The 17,817-nt window shown below is 41.1% G+C and carries 13 protein-coding genes; 7 read left to right on the top strand and 6 right to left on the bottom strand.

What is annotated here, in order from left to right:
• Window positions 1–25: 25 nt before the first annotated feature.
• Window positions 26–748 carry a pyridoxine 5'-phosphate synthase gene (locus OGM63_RS12945; RefSeq protein ID WP_263745985.1) on the bottom strand — a complete coding sequence of 241 codons (723 nt, stop codon included), beginning with the start codon at window positions 746–748 and terminating at the stop codon, window positions 26–28.
• A gap of 247 nt (window positions 749–995) precedes the next feature.
• Between OGM63_RS12945 and OGM63_RS12940 the strand changes: the two genes are divergently transcribed.
• Complete coding sequence (locus tag OGM63_RS12940) at window positions 996–1,643, top strand: Uma2 family endonuclease (protein ID WP_263745984.1); 648 nt, start codon at window positions 996–998, stop codon at window positions 1,641–1,643.
• Between the two features lie 322 nt (window positions 1,644–1,965).
• On the opposite strand, the gene OGM63_RS12935 is transcribed toward OGM63_RS12940, so the two are convergent.
• The gene (locus OGM63_RS12935; protein ID WP_263745983.1) at window positions 1,966–3,690 is read right to left on the bottom strand and encodes a glycosyl hydrolase family 28-related protein; all 1,725 of its coding nucleotides are present in this window, start codon (window positions 3,688–3,690) and stop codon (window positions 1,966–1,968) included.
• 82 nt (window positions 3,691–3,772) lie between these two features.
• Window positions 3,773–4,747: a CVNH domain-containing protein gene (locus OGM63_RS12930; protein ID WP_263745981.1), complete on the bottom strand. Its 975-nt coding sequence runs from the start codon at window positions 4,745–4,747 to the stop codon at window positions 3,773–3,775.
• Window positions 4,748–5,419: 672 nt separating this feature from the next.
• On the opposite strand from OGM63_RS12930, the gene OGM63_RS12925 reads away from it, so the two are divergent.
• The gene (locus OGM63_RS12925; protein WP_263745980.1) at window positions 5,420–6,223 is read left to right on the top strand and encodes a Uma2 family endonuclease; all 804 of its coding nucleotides are present in this window, start codon (window positions 5,420–5,422) and stop codon (window positions 6,221–6,223) included.
• Between the two features lie 368 nt (window positions 6,224–6,591).
• On the opposite strand, the gene OGM63_RS12920 is transcribed toward OGM63_RS12925, so the two are convergent.
• Window positions 6,592–9,102 (bottom strand): caspase, EACC1-associated type, encoded by a 2,511-nt coding sequence (locus tag OGM63_RS12920; RefSeq protein ID WP_263745979.1) that lies wholly within the window; start codon window positions 9,100–9,102, stop codon window positions 6,592–6,594.
• Window positions 9,103–9,369: 267 nt separating this feature from the next.
• Window positions 9,370–10,152: an ABC transporter permease gene (locus OGM63_RS12915; protein WP_263745978.1), complete on the bottom strand. Its 783-nt coding sequence runs from the start codon at window positions 10,150–10,152 to the stop codon at window positions 9,370–9,372.
• A gap of 144 nt (window positions 10,153–10,296) precedes the next feature.
• Here OGM63_RS12915 and OGM63_RS12910 point away from each other — a divergent pair, with 144 nt between their 5' ends.
• The 5 genes from OGM63_RS12910 to mutS all read left to right on the top strand — a co-directional run bounded on the left by OGM63_RS12910 (window position 10,297) and on the right by mutS (window position 16,103).
• On the top strand, window positions 10,297–10,905 hold the full coding sequence (locus OGM63_RS12910; protein WP_263745977.1) for a DedA family protein: 609 nt from the start codon (window positions 10,297–10,299) through the stop codon (window positions 10,903–10,905).
• Between the two features lie 114 nt (window positions 10,906–11,019).
• On the top strand, window positions 11,020–11,571 hold the full coding sequence (locus tag OGM63_RS12905) for a hypothetical protein (RefSeq protein ID WP_263745976.1): 552 nt from the start codon (window positions 11,020–11,022) through the stop codon (window positions 11,569–11,571).
• A 34-nt stretch (window positions 11,572–11,605) separates the two neighbouring features.
• Window positions 11,606–12,832: an AAA family ATPase gene (locus OGM63_RS12900; RefSeq protein ID WP_263745975.1), complete on the top strand. Its 1,227-nt coding sequence runs from the start codon at window positions 11,606–11,608 to the stop codon at window positions 12,830–12,832.
• Window positions 12,833–12,900: 68 nt separating this feature from the next.
• Entirely contained in the window at window positions 12,901–13,368 is a 468-nt protein-coding gene (locus OGM63_RS12895; protein WP_263745974.1) for a hypothetical protein, read from the top strand.
• A gap of 74 nt (window positions 13,369–13,442) precedes the next feature.
• Window positions 13,443–16,103, top strand: coding sequence for a DNA mismatch repair protein MutS (gene mutS, locus OGM63_RS12890; protein WP_263745973.1), 2,661 nt, complete (start codon window positions 13,443–13,445; stop codon window positions 16,101–16,103).
• 310 nt (window positions 16,104–16,413) lie between these two features.
• Here mutS and moeB read toward each other — a convergent pair whose 3' ends face one another.
• Window positions 16,414–17,586, bottom strand: a complete 1,173-nt coding sequence (gene moeB, locus OGM63_RS12885; protein ID WP_263745972.1) for a molybdopterin-synthase adenylyltransferase MoeB — start codon at window positions 17,584–17,586, stop codon at window positions 16,414–16,416.
• Window positions 17,587–17,817: the final 231 nt, after the last annotated feature.

Here is a 17,817-nt window from a genome sequence, read left to right as displayed (position 1 = left end):
GCAACATCCCCTCTAATCTCGTACCCTAAAGATTTCCCCGCATAGCTTGTTTCATCTCACGGACTGCTCTTTCTATCCCAACTAAAGCTGCCCGACTGATGATAGTATGACCAATATTCAACTCTTCCATGCCTGGAAGACAAGCCACAGGATAAACATTCCAGTAAGTGAGTCCATGACCTGCATTCACTCGCAATCCTGAAGCGATCGCTTGCTCACACCCCGACGCTAACAAAGCTAATTCTTCCTTGCGAGTTGTTTCATTTTTAGCTTCAGCATATTGCCCGGTGTGCAGTTCAATAAATTTTGCTTTAACGTTGACAGAAGCTTCAATTTGTGCTTTTTCGGCATCAATAAAAAGACTAACGGGGATAGCCGCGCTTTGCAACTTATCAACTATCTCACCTATTCTAGCAATTTGACCGACGATATCAAGACCGCCTTCGGTGGTGACTTCTTGGCGTTTTTCGGGTACTAAAGTTACATAATCGGGTTTGATATCGAGAGCGATCGCTAACATTTCGTCAGTTGCAGCCATTTCTAGATTAAGATGCGATCGCACCGTTTGCCGCAATAAACGCACATCCCTATCTTGAATATGTCGCCTATCTTCGCGCAAGTGTACAGTAATTCCATCAGCACCTGCTAATTCTGCCAGCACTGCGGCAGCTACAGGGTCTGGTTCCACCGTTTGCCGTGCTTGCCGAATAGTGGCAATGTGGTCAATATTTACGCCGAGTGTAAGCACCCTAAATTTCTCCCCTTTGCATCCTCAGGACTTGATTTTACCCCAAATGTTGATTGCAAAGCGAGTTATGCCATCTCCGTTTAATTAATAAAAACCTACCTACCGTCGTAGAGACGTTCCACATGCTTCGTCTTTACATTGTTCAGTTTAGTCCGCGTAGGCGGACTTTGTTTGTATAGCCGCGACTTCCAGTCGTCAGGGCTTCTCCGAATTTATAATAATATCTACACCAATCATCAGAGGCGATATGCTTTTAAAACTGCAACAAATTATCGTCAAACCTGGTCATCAAACATTACTCAAAGATATTACTTGGCAGCAGCTAGAAAATATTCTGGAAGAAATGGGAGAAAAACGTGCAGCACGCATTTCTTATAGTCATGGCTGGTTAGAAATTATGGTTCCTCTACCCGAACACGAAAAAGATAAAGAATATATTGGTGATTTGGTCAAAATTTTATTAGAAAAACTCCAAATTGATTTTGAAGCTTTAGGTTCCACAACCTTAAAAAATGAGCGAATGCGGCAAGCAGTAGAACCAGATACCTGTTTTTATATTCAAAATCAAGCTGCTGTAATTGGTAAAAATCGCCTTGATTTAAATATAGATCCACCACCAGATTTAGCAATCGAAATAGATATTACCTCCCGCACACGCTTTGACAACTATGAGATTTTGGGAGTTCCTGAACTTTGGCGATATACACAAAAAGGACTAGAAATTTCCTTGTTACAGCAGGGAAAATATATCAAATCTGAATCGAGTCCTAACTTCCCTGATATCCCAATTATCGAATTAGTCAACGAGTATGTTCAGCAGTGTTTAACTATTGGCAGAAGTCAAGCTATTCGCAATTTTAGAACTTTGATTGCTAATAATATCATGTCCGTTTAATTAACAGTAATAAAAACCTACCTACCCTCGTAGAGACGTTCCGGTGGAACGTCTTTATATTGCAATACGGTTCAGTTAAGGATTTTTGGTATTGATTTCGGCATGTAGAGACGCGAAATTTCGCGTCTCTACAGAGGATTTCAGGCTTAACTGAACGGTATTGCTTTATATTGTATGATTTATAGAAATATAAATTAAACTATTTATGTTCCAATACAGTTCAGTTAAGGAATTGGTGCTAAAAAACGGTATGGTATGTATGTAGAGACGTAGCAATGCTACGTCTCTACGAGGATTTGGGGCTTAACTGAACGGTATTGACTTATGTTCCACATTGCTTAATGGCAAAACCAACATTCTTTTCTACCTTAATTCCACAGGAATAAGATATATCTCCACCATTATTACTACGATTTCCTTCAATAAAATTATCCACCCCCCCATTACTAGCTCTCGCTAAAATTCCATTACTTAGCGTATTATTCTGTATCTTGACATTATCCATTTTGTTTTTGCTTCCATTCGTATCAGCATCAACATAAATCGCTGGAGTATTCGTAATATTAGTTAAGATTTTGTTTCCAGCAATCAACACATTCTTTACTTGAGGTACTTTGTAGATACCGATATAAGAATTGCCCGTATTATTGCTAATTTTCACGCCATTAACGCTAGTTCCTCCACAACATTCTTGAATGAGAATACCTTCTCCATCAATACTTTCATAGTTACCACCCGCAATTTTATGACGGTAAACTTCATAATCATTGCCGTCAATGATGACATTCCAGCCAGACCAATCAATAGCGCGATTTTCAAAAGTAGCAGCGTTTTGAGGTTGTTTTGTACCAGTAGGATCTATCCAAGCTTGCTTATTTTTTTCATCTGTAACTTGATTATTTCTAATTATCAAACCATCTCCAGTTGCATGAATAGCAACTCGCATAGTGTGATAAACCCAATTGTCCTGAATTACTAAACCTTTGCGAAAGAAGTTAGGAAAGCGATTTGGATCGTTAGGTAATTCTTTGGGTGAACTGAAGCGGTTCAGAGAAATGCCATAATGGTCTGTATAGTTAAACTTAGCTTTTTCACCTTCGGCATACGTAACTGTTGAATTTCCGCGAAGTTGTTTTACTATATAATTTGGTTGGTTAAAATTATCGGTTACAGCATCATTAAGCCGATTGTTACTAATTAAAACGTTAGCAAAAGCTTGAATTTGTATATTAGCGGCAAACCTGTGAGAAAATCGCTGCCAAGGATTCTGAAATGATTCGGGAACGCGAGGTTCTGGAGTCGCTACGTTATTACTTCTAACTCCAAATACGATGATATTTTGGTTAGTATTTTTATCCGAATATTCGGGTGATGAAAAATCAATCGCAGCACGATTAATATCTACATTGACTACACCAATATTGCTATCTTTATTTAAGTTGGTTGTGAGGATTTTTTTAAAGGCTGTATTATTCGGTGTACCGCTACTAGAGAAACTCGGTTTATATTGCGGAAAAACTAACTTTGTGGATGGATTATATGAATTAGATTTAGCATCATTTACTGCGGGTGTATCTCCACGGATAACCACACCATCTTTTAAGTAAATGTTATCTGCAAAGTTGTAAGTTCCAGCAGGAAAATAGACAACACCCCCACCGTTAGCAGATGCAGCATCGCGTGCAGCATTAAAGCTAGCATCTATGGTAGAAGCGGGGAAATCTTTGATGTTATAAACGCAATTCCATTTAATATTTTTAGTCCAAGGAAAAGCGTTTTCGCCATATTTTGCAGCAACGGGATTATCTTGAGGTGCATTGCTAGGACTACCACATTTGGACGATTGGGTAATAGTTTGAATTGGTGAAGTTTGAGAATTAATAGTTTTATTAGGTGAAATTTGAAAATTACAACTATTGAGAAAAATGATGATTCCAGCAGTTAATAAAAATTGGCAGAATCTTGTTAAAAAACTATTTTTAATAGGATTCTGCCGCGCTTGTTGGATGATGGCGATACAGTTCAACTTGATGTGGAATGTAGGCACCTTAGTTTCTCCTTATGCACAGTCTCCAGAACTTAATTTTACCGGAAATACTGATTGTGAAGTTAGTGAAAGAAGTGAGAGTCTAATAACTCAAATTTCCATCTTGATTTGAAATTCCTCTAATCTTAATACTTGATACAGTTGAGATGAATGAGCCATCGATTTTACGACAAATTGCTGAGAGCTTATCTCCATTAACAGAAATGTCTTTACAAGTATGTTGGTAAGTACTTTGACTAAAAGGGTTGCTATTATATTTCAACTCTCCATCATTATTTTCGATTCCCAAAATCCGAATTGATGTTGGGTTGTCTGAGCCATCGATTTTACGACAACTTGCTGAGAGCTTATCTCCTTCAATAGAAATGTTCTGGCAAGTTAGTTGATAAGTACTACTAACTATAGATAATGGAGATTCCTCTACAGGGTTGACGATCGCTTGTTCCTCAACCTTACCCAAATGCGGCTTCTTTTTCATAATTGGAATAGAGTCACCCGGAACCCCAGCAAACTGAATCGCATTGCAACCAATGTTAAAAGCAAACTCTATGCGTGAATAGGTATCGTATCGCGGATCGTAAGCTACTAAAGCATCGTAAAAGCCAACGGCAAATTCTAGCGCGGCTTTATCTCCAATGGCAGCATTCATGCCAATGACATAATCAATATGTTGAGCGATCGCCAAAGCTTGCTCCTCACTATAGCAAGCATTCAATATCACACATTCTACTTGCTTGGCAAACTGTCCAAAAAGTCCCGCGAGTGCAACTGATGTAACTAACTTTTCTTTGCCGGTTTCATCCTCAAATGATAATCCTGTGCTTCCCGAACCATGTCCAGAAAAATGGATAATATTTGGTCGAAAATCTAACACCGCACGACGCACATCTCTTGGACGTACCGCCCATTCTTGTTGCAAAATAAATTTATCACGTTGTTGCGAAAGCCGCAAACCTTCCTTAATGTCGCGCACTTCCTCATCCAAACGCAGACGTGATGTCTGTTTCGGGTTCGCTGCTAAAATTAAGATTTTCTTCGCTGGAGTTTCTATATTCATTTTCCCGCACCATAAAATCTCTGATTTAATTATGCAATAACTACAAATACTATTTACATTTTCCGGAAATTATGTTAATTAAACATCTGGTGAAAAAGAATGTAGAGACGTAGCAGTGCTACGTCTCTTGGGGTTTGGGTAATGCATATTTAATTTTTGGAAATGTCTATTAGACATCTCCAGAGTCATACGTAAAGAGGTAGCAGTGCTACGTCTCTTGGGGTTTGGGTAATGCATATTTAATTTTTGGAAATGTCTATTAGACATCTCCGAAAAACAATGTAGAGACGTGAAATTTCACGTCTCTACAAGGGTTTTGGACAACGCATAGTTCATTTATGGAGATGTCTATTAGACATCTCCAGAGTCATACGTAAAGAGGTACCAGTGCTACGTCTTCTAGGGGTTCTGGGTAATGCATATTTAATTTTTGGAAATGTCTATTGCTTTTTTATAGCAATCCTATTTGAGTTCTGAAAATTCGCGGTGTTCAGATCCCCGACTTCTTAAAGAAGTCGAGGATCTAACTTTTCATAGGCTAATTTGAAGTATTAGTATAAAAACGCAGACGACAAAGCTGCCACACTTAGTAACCAGGTAAAATACTTTCAGCAAGCTCTGGGCAGATTATGATAGAAATTTCAGGCTTGATAGGAAAGGCGATAATCCCTCATGACTACCGAAAACAATCTAGCCGTTGTGGACTGGGAATCCCATAAGCCACCTACAGATTTAATTTTTGATGATGGTGAACCCTTGGAATCAAATAGACACCGTATTGCCATGAATATCCTGATTCGGTCATTGCAGCAAGCTTGGGCTGACCGCAATGATTATTTTACCGGGGGCAATATGTTTATTTACTACAGCAGCACCCAGGTTCGTAACCGTGATTTCCGGGGTCCAGATTTTTTTGCTGTCCTCAATGTTGACGGCAATAATTCAAGACTTGGCTGGGTAGTGTGGGAAGAAAATGGTCGTTATCCCGATGTAATTGTGGAATTAATGTCACCATCTACCGCAGCAATAGACAAGGGTATTAAAAAAAACCTTTATGAACAAACTTTTCATACCTCAGATTATTTTGTCTACGACCCCTTTGACCCTAATTCTTTGCAAGGATGGCATTTAGATGATAATCAACAATACCAGTCTTTGACCCCAAATGAACGCAGTTGGCTATGGTGTAGACGTTTAGGTTTCTGGTTGGGCACTTGGGAAGGAACAATAGATAGAGAAACAGCGGTATGGTTGCGGTTTTACGATGTGGCTGGCAATCTGGTTTTGTTACCAGAGGAAGCTGCAATTGTACAAGCGGATGCAGCAGTTGCACAAGCGGATGCAGCAGTTGCACAAGCGGAGGAAGCAGTTGCACGACAGGAGGAAGCAGTTGCACGACAGGAGGAAGCAGTTGCACGAGCCGAACGTTTAGCAGCTAGATTAAGAGAGTTGGGGGAAAATCCAGATGTGTTGTGAGGGATTTTTGCTTTTTTGATTTAGACATCGACCTAAATTAATTATACGTTGTCCGAAACCATTAGACATCTCCGAAAATTAAATATGCGTTATCCAAACCCCAAGAGACGCGAAATTTCGCGTCTCTACATTGTTTTCCAACAGATGTCTATTAGACATCTCCATAAATTAATTATACGTTCCCCCAAACCCTTGTAGAGACGTTCCGCGCAGAGGCGTCTCTACGTCTTTTCTGGAGATGTCTATTATAAAGACGCTCCGGTTTCTCGCGTCTAAATGTCTTCTGTGGAGCGATCGCACTCATTAGCATAACCCTTATTGTAGAGTAGGAGGATATTCAGTGCGATCGCTCTTAAACATCTTCAAAACTAAGGTCGAATTGGCACAAACTCATATTCTTCATTACCAGGTTTTTGTTGAACTTTGACTAAGAAGATAGAATTATTTATGCGATCGCCTGATGGTAAAAACTCAATCTTTCCTGTAGCACCATCAACTGAAAAAGTTTGACTATGCAGCACCTTTTGCAATTCATCGCGTCTGTTGGTTTGCTGTAAACCTGCGACGATCGCCAAAGTTGCATCATAAGTTGTAGCTGTTCGCCAACTCACAGTTGCACCCCAAAGTTTTTGGGCTTTTTGTGGAAAAATGTTATTAGGAAATGCTCCGGGATACCAAGGTGCAGAGATTATCAGTCCGTTGATACCTCTCCCCTGCTTTAGGGTTTCATCAGTGAAAAGTGTCGGACTACCAAATACGGTTAACTGCCCTTGATTAGATTGTACCACCGCTAAACCTTGCTTTATTTTATCTATATAAAGACCTAACACCAAGCCATTAGCACCGCTACGGACAGCTTGAGAAATGACAGCACTAGGGTTAAAGTCACGGGCAGAAATATCGCAATCTGTGGAATTAATCTGACCACCAGCAGTCTTTATCGCTCTAATAAACTCATTGTTAAACGACTGATTATCTATCCCTTGGTAATCAACACAGATAAGAAAATTGGTTTTGCCCGCTTTTTTAACGGCGTAATTAGAGACGCTATCTGCTATAGATTTAACACTAGGAGCAGTGCGGAAGATATAATTGCCAACACTGGTAAGATTTTGGGCAAAACTGGTGGGAGACATCATCACTAACCTACCGGTTTGATAGACTGGGGCTGCGGAGAGAGAAGCATTACTAGAATTATGTCCCAGGACAGCCAAAATGCTGGTATCTGTAACAAACTGAGTAGCACGCTGTACGGCTTTGGTTGGGTCATTATCATCATTAGCGATCGCTACCTCTAATTGCTTACCATTAATGCCGCGATTGTTGTTTACCTCATCCTGGGCTTGAGCTACACCGCGTAGTATCTGTTCTGCTACATTTTGGTTCGTACCAATGGGTACGCTCACGGCAATTTTGAGCCAATTTCCTTTCTGACGAGCTTTAGCATTGTTCAAGTAAATCAATGCTTCTGGGTCTCTGGAATTAGTTTTTCTATATGAATTGAACTTATCAATAGCAGTCTGACAATCACCCTTGGCAAATGCTTTAACCCCAGCTTCTTTATTTGGGTTTGTATCTTGTTTCAATAAAATTTCTTCACCCAAACTAATGCTATCATTCAAAATATACGGCTCTTTGTAAGCACAGGAAGTTGGTGTAGGTTGAAATTTACCACCATGTAGCAAAGCGTAGATTCCAGTAGCACCAATAACTACTCCAATAATGCACGACGCTCCCATATGTAGAAAATTGCTATTTCGGGGACGTGGAGGAGTTGAAGGAGGTAGGGTAGGTGTGGTAGGTGGCTGTTCGGCAATTATAGGAGCTTCAATTAGGGCTATATCTTCATCTCTAAGTCCCAACGCTTGCTGAAGACGTTTCAAATTAGCGCGAGTTCTATCGCTGAGAGGAAACCCGTCTTCAATCTCTTTGCGGAATGCCTGCTCATATCGCTGCAATTTTCTCTTGTATACTTCTATAGGTGCTAAAACTTTAGTTTCAATTGCAGCAGCCTCTTCAGATGCTAGTTTCAGCTTCTCTTGTAGTGCGTCCAATACAGCACGACCAGTAAAAGAAATTTCACCGTTACCACCCTCTACCCAATACTCAACTTCTCGAAGATATGTGAGCTTGGGATCATTACTCGGTGCTTTGGCAAGCTTGATTTTATAACCTCCTTTGATCGGATATATCTCTGGTTTCATTGCCGGAGCAGCTTCTTGTACCTTCTTGGCAGCATACTCATGCAATTCATCAACAGAGATCCAACCATCTTCATCCCGGTCTGCTGCACCAGTCTCTAACCCCTCAACGATGTAGCGGGTGTAAGTTGAGGTATCTGCTCCTTGCTGTTCAAAAGAATATTGGGTTGAGGTACTAGATGTGAGAACAGCTCGTCCTTCTCCACCCAATTGGTTTTTGATATCCACAAAACCATTATCTTTATCATCTTTCGCTGACAAACCCTCGGCAAATGCACCACTAAAGCAACAATCAAGAATCACTACTTGGTGCCTAGAGCGGCTAGTGGTCATAAACTTATGTACAGAACTGGCTGCTACTGCGGTTGTCTCTACAAGTCTTGCCTGTGAATTTTTACGCGTGTTGTGAGTAGCAAAGTAAAGCTTACCGCTCTCGTCTTTAATGCCATGTCCAGAAAAAAAGAGTAGCACAAGGTCATCTTTCTGACGACCATCAAACAAGGTTTCAATCGCTTCCTCCATTACTTGTCGTTGAGGATTTTCCAGCACTTTTATCTCATCAAAACCACCAATTTCTGGATGCTGTAAAACTCCCTCCATTGCCTTGACATCTTTTGTCGCAGCAGGTAATGAGGTAAGACCAGGCTCATACTCACTGACTCCGATTAGCAGCGCCATCTTCGCCATGTCCCTATTCTCCTTTGTTTGTGGAATTTATCAGCTGCCTGCTACCAACTTTTGAGCTTGTTCAATTGCGGTCATTAACTCTTGCTTACTGCCGGATCTTTCAGGAAAACTGACTATTTTCCTGTAGATTCGTCAATTATACTGTTGCTTTAGGAAACTTTATATGCAATGTATGATAATTATACGCATTCCCACTAGGAAATTTTGGACAGAGTTTATACTCTATTCAAATAAAATAAATTAGCTCGTAATTTCTTCCTAACTCGAAGCACTAGTATAAAAACGCAAAGCAAATCGCCAAAACCAAGTAGAAAACGCAAACAGTCCCACTGCCAATCCTGCCGCACCTAGTACCCAACTGATTTCACCGCGACGCAGCATCGCTTCTGCTGGAATCGTAGTTAAAAAAGCTACCGGAACTACAAATGTAAAGAAAAAGCGATAAGCAGTCGGATATGCAACCATCGGATATCGTCCAGCTTCTAACAAACCCCGCAGCACTTCAGTAACGTTGTATATTTTGACAAACCAGATGCTAGTCGCACCCAGCATAAACCACAAGCTGTAAAGAATTATTAAGCCAAAGAACAGCGGTATGATACTTAGTAAATAATCGTTTATTCTCAAATTAAGTTTTGATCCGGCAAAAGCAATTATCACGCAACCGAAAATTATATCCGGCATTCCCCAAGGTGATAAAGTATGGATAGAAAGCCAAAACTGACTGCGGATAGGTTTTAATAATACAAAGTCTAGCGTACCCTCTTGCACGTGGCGGACAATGCGATTTAGATTTGGGGCAAGAAAAGTCGCAGAAAAGCCTTGCTGTAAAGTAAAAATTCCTAAGACTATTAAAGCAGCTTCCCACGACCAGCCACCAAAGGTATAGCCTGTACGGTAAAACAAGAATAGTCCGAATAAACTACCTACAAGATTCCCGATGCTGCTGAGGGTAGCTAAGAGGAAGTTGATGCGATACTCCATCTCCGCTGCTATGGCAGCACTCCAAAACAGTCTTAGTACTTTCAAATATCTTGACACTTTTAGATACCTAGGAAAACATGAATATATTTTTTAGGATACAAAATAACTTTACTTAAACTTAATCTTATTTTTCATGATGAAACAATTTGTCAACGTTAAGATATTCTATGCCTATTGCTTTGTTGAACAATTATAAATTTTATGCATTTTAATTTACCACAACTGCTTGAATCACTTGGCTCACTTGCCTATTTTGTGGTCTGGGGGATTATCTTCGCTGAATCTGGCTTGTTTATTGGTTTTTTTCTTCCAGGAGATAGTTTGCTATTTACTGCTGGATTTATCGCTTACACAAAGCCGGAATTGATGAATATATGGGTTCTGATTTTTGGTGCTTTTGTTTGTGCAGTTATTGGTGATAATGTCGGCTATTTTTCGGGACACAAATTTGGACGCAAATTATTTCAGAAAGAACCTTATAAAAAACATTTAGTAAAAACTCAAGATTTTTATGAAAAACACGGGAAGAAAACGATTGTTTTGGCACGATTTGTGCCAATTGTCCGGACATTTGCACCGATTATTGCGGGTGTTGGAGCGATGCACTACCGCACATTTATGTTTTACAATTTAATTGGTGGCTTTATTTGGACATTCGGGATTACTTTGTTAGGATATTTTTTAGGAAAATCTCTGCCGGCTGAACAGGTGGATAAGTATTTGTTGCCGATTATTGGGTTGATTATTCTTGTTTCTTTGATACCTTCGATTATTCATATAATTCAAGAAAGTAGGGGAAGGAAAGATTAAGATTGTCTCACGCACTCGGAGCAAAGTCGCAAAGGGGGATTTTATTACCTGGGGTGGTTGGCAAGTTTTTGGGGGTGATAAAAAATAAATAACCAGAGTGCAATTATACTGCTGATGACTTCCTTAAACATTTTTCTGGAAAACTTTATTTTTCTGCTGCTCTCTACCTCTTTCTTTGTGTTTGTGGGTTGGATGTGGAGAGACTTAAAACCGATGAGTCTTCCAGAACCGCTTCCTGGATGGTTTAAAATATGGTTTGGGACAGTGCAGGTGCTGTCCGGGTTGTTACCGCTGGTGGTAATGCTTTTGTGCGGTGTAGTGTGGGGAAGCGATACCTACGTCACACTTCGCGATCGCACTTTTTCTGTGTTTTTGTCATACTATCTCATGCTAGGGCTACAAATTCTCTTTGAAAGTCTGACGCTGCGGCAGTATAAATCGGTTGTCTGGGTGATGGTTCCTTATTTATATTTGCCTTATCGCATTTGGCAACTCTATGAGGGTTTAATATTTCTCGGTTCTGAAAGTGAATTGATGTGGGTACGGTATTTTTTGATTTTACAGATTGTTGTCTGGACTGTAAATTATGCTTTAGATGTGTCTCAGCTACCAAGGTTGTTTCGCTGGGCTGTACAAGATAATTCTGAAGCGGTTGGTGTACGATAATAGAAGTAAAATCTGAGAGTTTTTGGAGTGAGTCATGCTGAAAAAACTCATCCTGGAAAATTGGAAAAGTTTTCGTTATGCAGAACTTCCAATTGACCCATTAACTGTGCTTATTGGTACAAATGCCAGTGGAAAGTCTAATGTAGTTGAAGCTTTGGAATTTTTACAAAGAATAATTAGAGGTGAAGATATTGAGGCTGCTTTAGCAGGAGATAAAACTTTTCCATCTATTCGAGGTGGTGTAGAATGGGCTGCAATTCAACCTGAGACTCAATTTACCTTAAAAGTACTAATTCAAGGTGAGGATGATGCAACTGATTATTTTTATACTATCAGAATACAAACAAAACCTATTGTCCAGGTTTTAGCAGAATATATAATCACCAATAAATATCAGGATGAACCTCAGGTAAATTCTACAAAAGAATCTCTTATCTCAGACTTATCAAATGAAATTCCTCATAAAGACTCTTATATACAAAATTTTTCATCTGTAAAAGGAATACAAGTTAAATCCGTATTAAGTATGATTAGTAAATTTGAATTAGCTGACAAAAGTCTTGAAGATATAAATTTACTGGCTGATGTGTTCGAGAAAATTTTTATCCTAAATCCTATACCGTCTCAAATGCGTGATTACTCACAAATTACTGAAATACTTGAAAGTGATGCTTCAAATATTGCAGGTGTGCTAGCTGCGTTACCTGATGAACAGAAAGCGGAAATAGAAGCAACAATATCTACATATATCAAAGATTTACCAGAAGGTGATATTCAAAGAATTTGGGCGGAAAAGGTAGGCAGATTTGGTACAGATGCTATGCTTTACTGTGAGGAACAATGGAAACCCGGTCATATCACAGAAATTGATGCTAGAAGTATGTCGGATGGAACTTTACGCTTTTTAGCAATTATCACAGCGCTACTTACTCGACCAGAAAATAGTCAACTTGTAATAGAAGAAATAGATAATGGTCTTCATCCTTCTCGCGCACAACTGCTAGTAAGAATGCTGCGAGAGATTGGTGCAAAAAGAAAAATTGATATTTTAATTACTACTCATAATCCAGCTTTGCTTGATGCTTTGGGACCAGAGATAGTACCATTTGTGGTTGTCGCACATCGCGATTCGGAAACTGGAGAAAGCCAGTTAACGGTAGTAGAAGATATTCAGAATTTTCCCAAGCTGTTTGCATCAGCTTCTTTGGGTAAGCTGACAACAACTGGTGCGATTGAAAGAAGTCTTTCTCGTAACGAGTAATTAGAAGCATGAGAAAGGTTCTGATTATAGACACATGCCTTCTGTGCGTTTGGTTGAAAGTTCCGGGAATGGAAAGTTGCGGTTCTGACAATGATGTGTGGGATTTTCAACGTGTTAATCAGAAAATCCAAGCTGAAATCACTATATCTACAATTTTGGTGCTTCCCTTAGCTGTGGTTGTGGAAACTGGTAATCATATTGCACAAGCTAGAGCAAAACAGTATGAAACGGCTGAAGAATTTGCCAAAATTATGACTTTTGCCGCAGATGAAACAACTCCTTGGGCTGCTTTTGGTGAACAAATTGTGCTTTGGGAAGGAGAACAATTAAAAAAGTTAGCGGCTGAATTCCCTGAAAATGCCAAACAAAAGACTTCTATGGGCGATGCCAGTATTGTAAACTTGGGTAAACATTATCAGCAAAAAAGCTTCCATGTCGAGTTTCTGACGGCTGATGAAGGTTTAAAGGCGCAGGAACCACCTCCGCAAGAACCACCAAAAAGGCGGAGCGATCGCTCTTATATGAATAAACTTTGAGAAATCTACTTTCTCAACTAACAACAGGTTATCATCAATTATTGTGGAATTTCCGTGCGTATAACTAAGCATCTATGACTGCTTCTCACTCTGCAACCCCATCCACCAAACACGATGCCAGTACATTTATCTCTGACCATCGAGCGGTCGATCGCAGTAAGCTCAGTCAAATGTACCAGCATTATATCGAAACCAAAGAAAAGTATCCTCACGCGATGTTGCTGTATCGGGTCGGAGATTTTTTTGAGTGTTACTTTGAAGATGCGGTGACCCTAGCGCAGCAGTTAGAACTTGTCCTGACGAGCAAGCAAGCTGGAGAACAAGGACGAGTAGCGATGTCTGGTGTACCCCATCACTCTTGGGAACGCTACGCGACGCTGCTGGTGGAAAAAGGCTACGCTGTGGTAATATGCGACCAAGTGGAAGATTCTGCGGAAGCTGCTGGGAGGTTGGTACGTCGGGAAATTACCCGCATCCTCACTCCCGGTACTTTGCTGGAAGATGGAATGTTGAAAGCAAGTCGAAATAATTACCTTGCAGCTGTGGTAATTGCTGGGGAACATTGGGGTTTGGCTTACGCAGATATATCTACAGGGGAATTTCTCACGACGCAAGCAAGTAATTTAGAACATCTGACACAAGAGTTAATGCGCTTGCAACCTTCGGAAGTGCTAATTCCGACAAATGCGCCAGATTTAGGTAGTTTACTGCGTCCTGGGGAAAAATCGGAACATCTGCCGGCATGTTTGCCTCCATCGTTTTGTTATGCTTTGCGATCGCAAGTTCCTTTTTCTCAAGGTGAAGCGAGAGCTAAATTATTGCAGAAATTCAAAGTGCGATCGCTTGAAGGACTCGGTTGCGATCATCTCCCCCTCGCTGTTCGCGCTGCTGGTGGTCTTTTAGAATACCTGGAAGATACTCAAAAAGAACATCCGGTTTTTCTCCAAGGGTTACGCACATATACAATTACTGATTATCTCATTGTTGATAATCAAACTCGTCGCAACCTGGAAATTACGCAAACAGTCCGCGATGGCACTTTTCACGGTTCTTTGCTTTGGGCGTTGGATAGAACGAGTACGGCGATGGGTGGACGTGCTTTGAGAAGGTGGTTATTACAACCGCTACTCGATATTAAAGGCATTCGAGCGCGGCAAGATACCATCGCAGAGTTAATCGAAAATACACCTCTGCGTAAAGAATTGCGGCAATTGTTACGTCAAATTTATGATTTGGAACGATTAACGGGACGCGCCGGTTCTGGTACGGCAAATGCGCGAGATTTGGTGGCTTTGGCTGATTCTTTGGCGCGTTTACCAGAATTAGCTAGCTTGGTGGCTGATACGCGTTCTCCCTTTTTGAAAGCTTTGCAGAAAGTGCCGCCTGTTTTGTCAGAGTTGGCAGAAAAGTTACACGCACATTTGGTGGAGTCGCCACCAATATATTTAACTGAAGGTGGGTTGATTCGTCAAGGTGTGAATGCTTTATTGGATGAGCAAAAAATAACTGTGGAAGGCGATCGGCAATGGATTGCTAATTTGGAAGTTGAGGAAAGAGCAAAGACGGGAATTCCCACTTTGAAGGTAGGATTTAATAAAACCTTTGGATATTATATCAGTATTTCTCGCGCTAAGGCTGATTCTGTTCCGAGTAATTATATCCGCAAGCAAACGCTGACGAATGAGGAACGTTACATCACCCCGGAATTGAAGGAACGAGAAGCAAGAATTCTCACGGCACGGGATGATTTAAATCAGTTGGAATATGAGATTTTTACAGCTTTGCGGGATGAGGTGGGTACACATGCTGAGGTAATTCGGATTCTTTCCCGTGCTGTAGCGGCAGCTGATGTGTTGTGCGGTTTGGCTGAGTTGGGGGTGCATCAAGGTTTCTGCCGTCCGGAGATGGTTGCAGGAAGGGAGATTTTGATTGTGGATGGGCGCCATCCGGTGGTGGAACAGTCTTTGCCTGCGGGGTTTTTTGTGCCGAATTCGACGCAGTTGGGAGGAACGAACCGCAGAGACGCCAAGATCGCCAAGGAGGAAGACAAGGGGACAAGGGGACTCCTTGGAGACAAGGGGAATTCTTCTCCCACTCCCCCCCTCTCCCCCTCTCCCCATCCAGATTTAATCATCCTTACGGGTCCAAATGCGAGTGGTAAGAGTTGTTATTTGAGGCAGGTGGGCTTAATACAACTTATGGCGCAAATTGGGAGTTTTGTGCCTGCTTATGAAGCGAGGTTGGGGGTGTGCGATCGCATTTTTACACGGGTGGGTGCGGTGGATGATTTGGCTACGGGTCAATCTACTTTTATGGTGGAGATGAATGAAACGGCGAATATTCTTAATCATGCGACTGAGCGATCGCTTGTATTATTAGATGAAATTGGACGCGGAACGGCTACTTTTGACGGTCTTTCTATTGCTTGGGCGGTGGCGGAATATTTAGCGGTGGATATTCGAGCGCGAACCATTTTTGCTACACATTACCATGAATTGAATGAGTTGGCGGCAATGTTACCGAATGTTGCTAATTATCAGGTGACGGTGAAGGAGCTACCTGACCAAATTATCTTTTTGCATCAAGTTCAGCCAGGAGGCGCTGATAAGTCTTATGGTATTGAAGCGGGAAGATTAGCTGGTTTACCTGCGGTGGTGATTCAACGAGCAAAACAGGTGATGGGGCAGATTGAAAAGCATAGTAAGATTGCGATGGGTTTGCAAAACTTGGATTAGACAACCTATTTGAAAAATAATGTAGAGACGTTAAATTTAACGTCTAATCAAGGGTTTCGGGCAACGCATAATTAATTTCTGGAGACGTCTATTAATGTTGGTTGTGGAATAACAGATTAGACAACCTATTTGAAAATTAAATATGCATTGTCCACAACCCTTGATTAGACGATTCTGTGCTACGTCACAATAATTGTTTTCCAAATAGGTTGTCTAATGCCAAAGAGAAATAACTTCGCGTTACGCTATATCGGCAGAGAGCATAGTCCCTGCCAAATAGCTCCCCTCTGTCTCCCTCTGGGTTGAAAAATTAATACGTTGGAAGTCCCGGATCTACTTCTTTGCTCCAAGCTGTGATACCACCTTTGAGGTTTATCCCTTCAATTCCGGCTTCTTTGAGAATACCCAAAGCTTTCGCCGATCGCCCGCCCATCTTACAATGAGCTATTAAGCGATGTCCGTTGAGTAATTCTTTAACTTTTGTCACACCTTCACCGTTTTCAATATCCGGTAATGGTACTAAAACACTGCCTTCTATTTTGGCAATTTCATACTCATGGGGGTTGCGGACATCGAGCAGAACGAAATCATCCGCTCCGCTATCTAACAACTGCTTTAATTCTTGCACCGTCATTTCTGGAATTTCCATCTGCTGTTTCGCTTCCTCTGCTTTTGCTTGTGGGATACCGCAGAATTGTTCGTAGTCTATCAACTTTTCAATTACTGGGCGTACTGGATTGGGACGCAGCTTTAACTCCCGGAATTTCATGTTGAGAGCATCATACAACATTAAGCGTCCACTTAAAGTTTCACCCTTGCCCAAAATGATTTTAACAGTTTCGGTTGCTTGAATTAAACCAATAATTCCTGGTAAAATTCCGAGTACGCCACCTTCTGCACAAGAGGGAACCATTCCTGGTGGTGGTGGTTCTGGGTACAAGTCACGATAATTCGGTCCACCTTCGTAGTTAAATACCGTAGCTTGACCTTCAAAGCGGAAAATTGAACCGTAAACGTTGGGTTTATCTAACAACACGCAAGCGTCATTTACTAAATACCGTGTGGGGAAGTTATCAGTACCATCCACGACGATATCGTAAGGCTGAATTATATCAAGAGCGTTTTCAGAACTCAAGCGCGTTTCATACAAATCAACCTGACAATGAGGGTTAATTTCGTGAATGCGGTTCTTTGCAGATTCTATCTTCGGTTTACCTACCCAAGATGTACCGTGAATTACTTGTCGTTGCAAGTTGGAAGTATCGACAATATCAAAGTCAACAATACCAATGCGTCCGATACCCGCTGCTGCGAGATACAATAGCAACGGCGAACCTAATCCACCTGTACCGATACACAGTACACTAGCGGATTTTAAACGTTTTTGTCCTTCTAAACCGACTTCTGGCAAAATCAGGTGTCGGGAATAGCGTTCGTAATCGTCTTTTGTTAACTGGATGTCATCCAGATTGGGATTGAGCATAGCAGTTTGATGTGGAAGCGCGGAATATTAATCCTACCGAAAAATGTGACGCAGTGGGGAGTGGGGAGTGGGGAGTGGGGAGTGGGGAGTGGGGAGTGGGGAGTGGGGAGTGGGGAGTGGGGTGTGGGGTAAGAAAATATAAAATTTGGGATTGTTAATTTTTTTATGCATTTTCAATTGCTTCTTCTTGGAATTGGTGATTGTCGTTAAGATGTCAGCTTTTGAGTTCTA

This window comes from Plectonema radiosum NIES-515 (genome assembly GCF_025753815.1).
Taxonomy (GTDB): domain Bacteria; phylum Cyanobacteriota; class Cyanobacteriia; order Cyanobacteriales; family Nostocaceae; genus Hassallia; species Hassallia radiosum_A.
The sequence above is the reverse complement of the archived record's forward strand: the minus strand, read 5'-3'. Positions and strand labels throughout refer to the sequence as shown.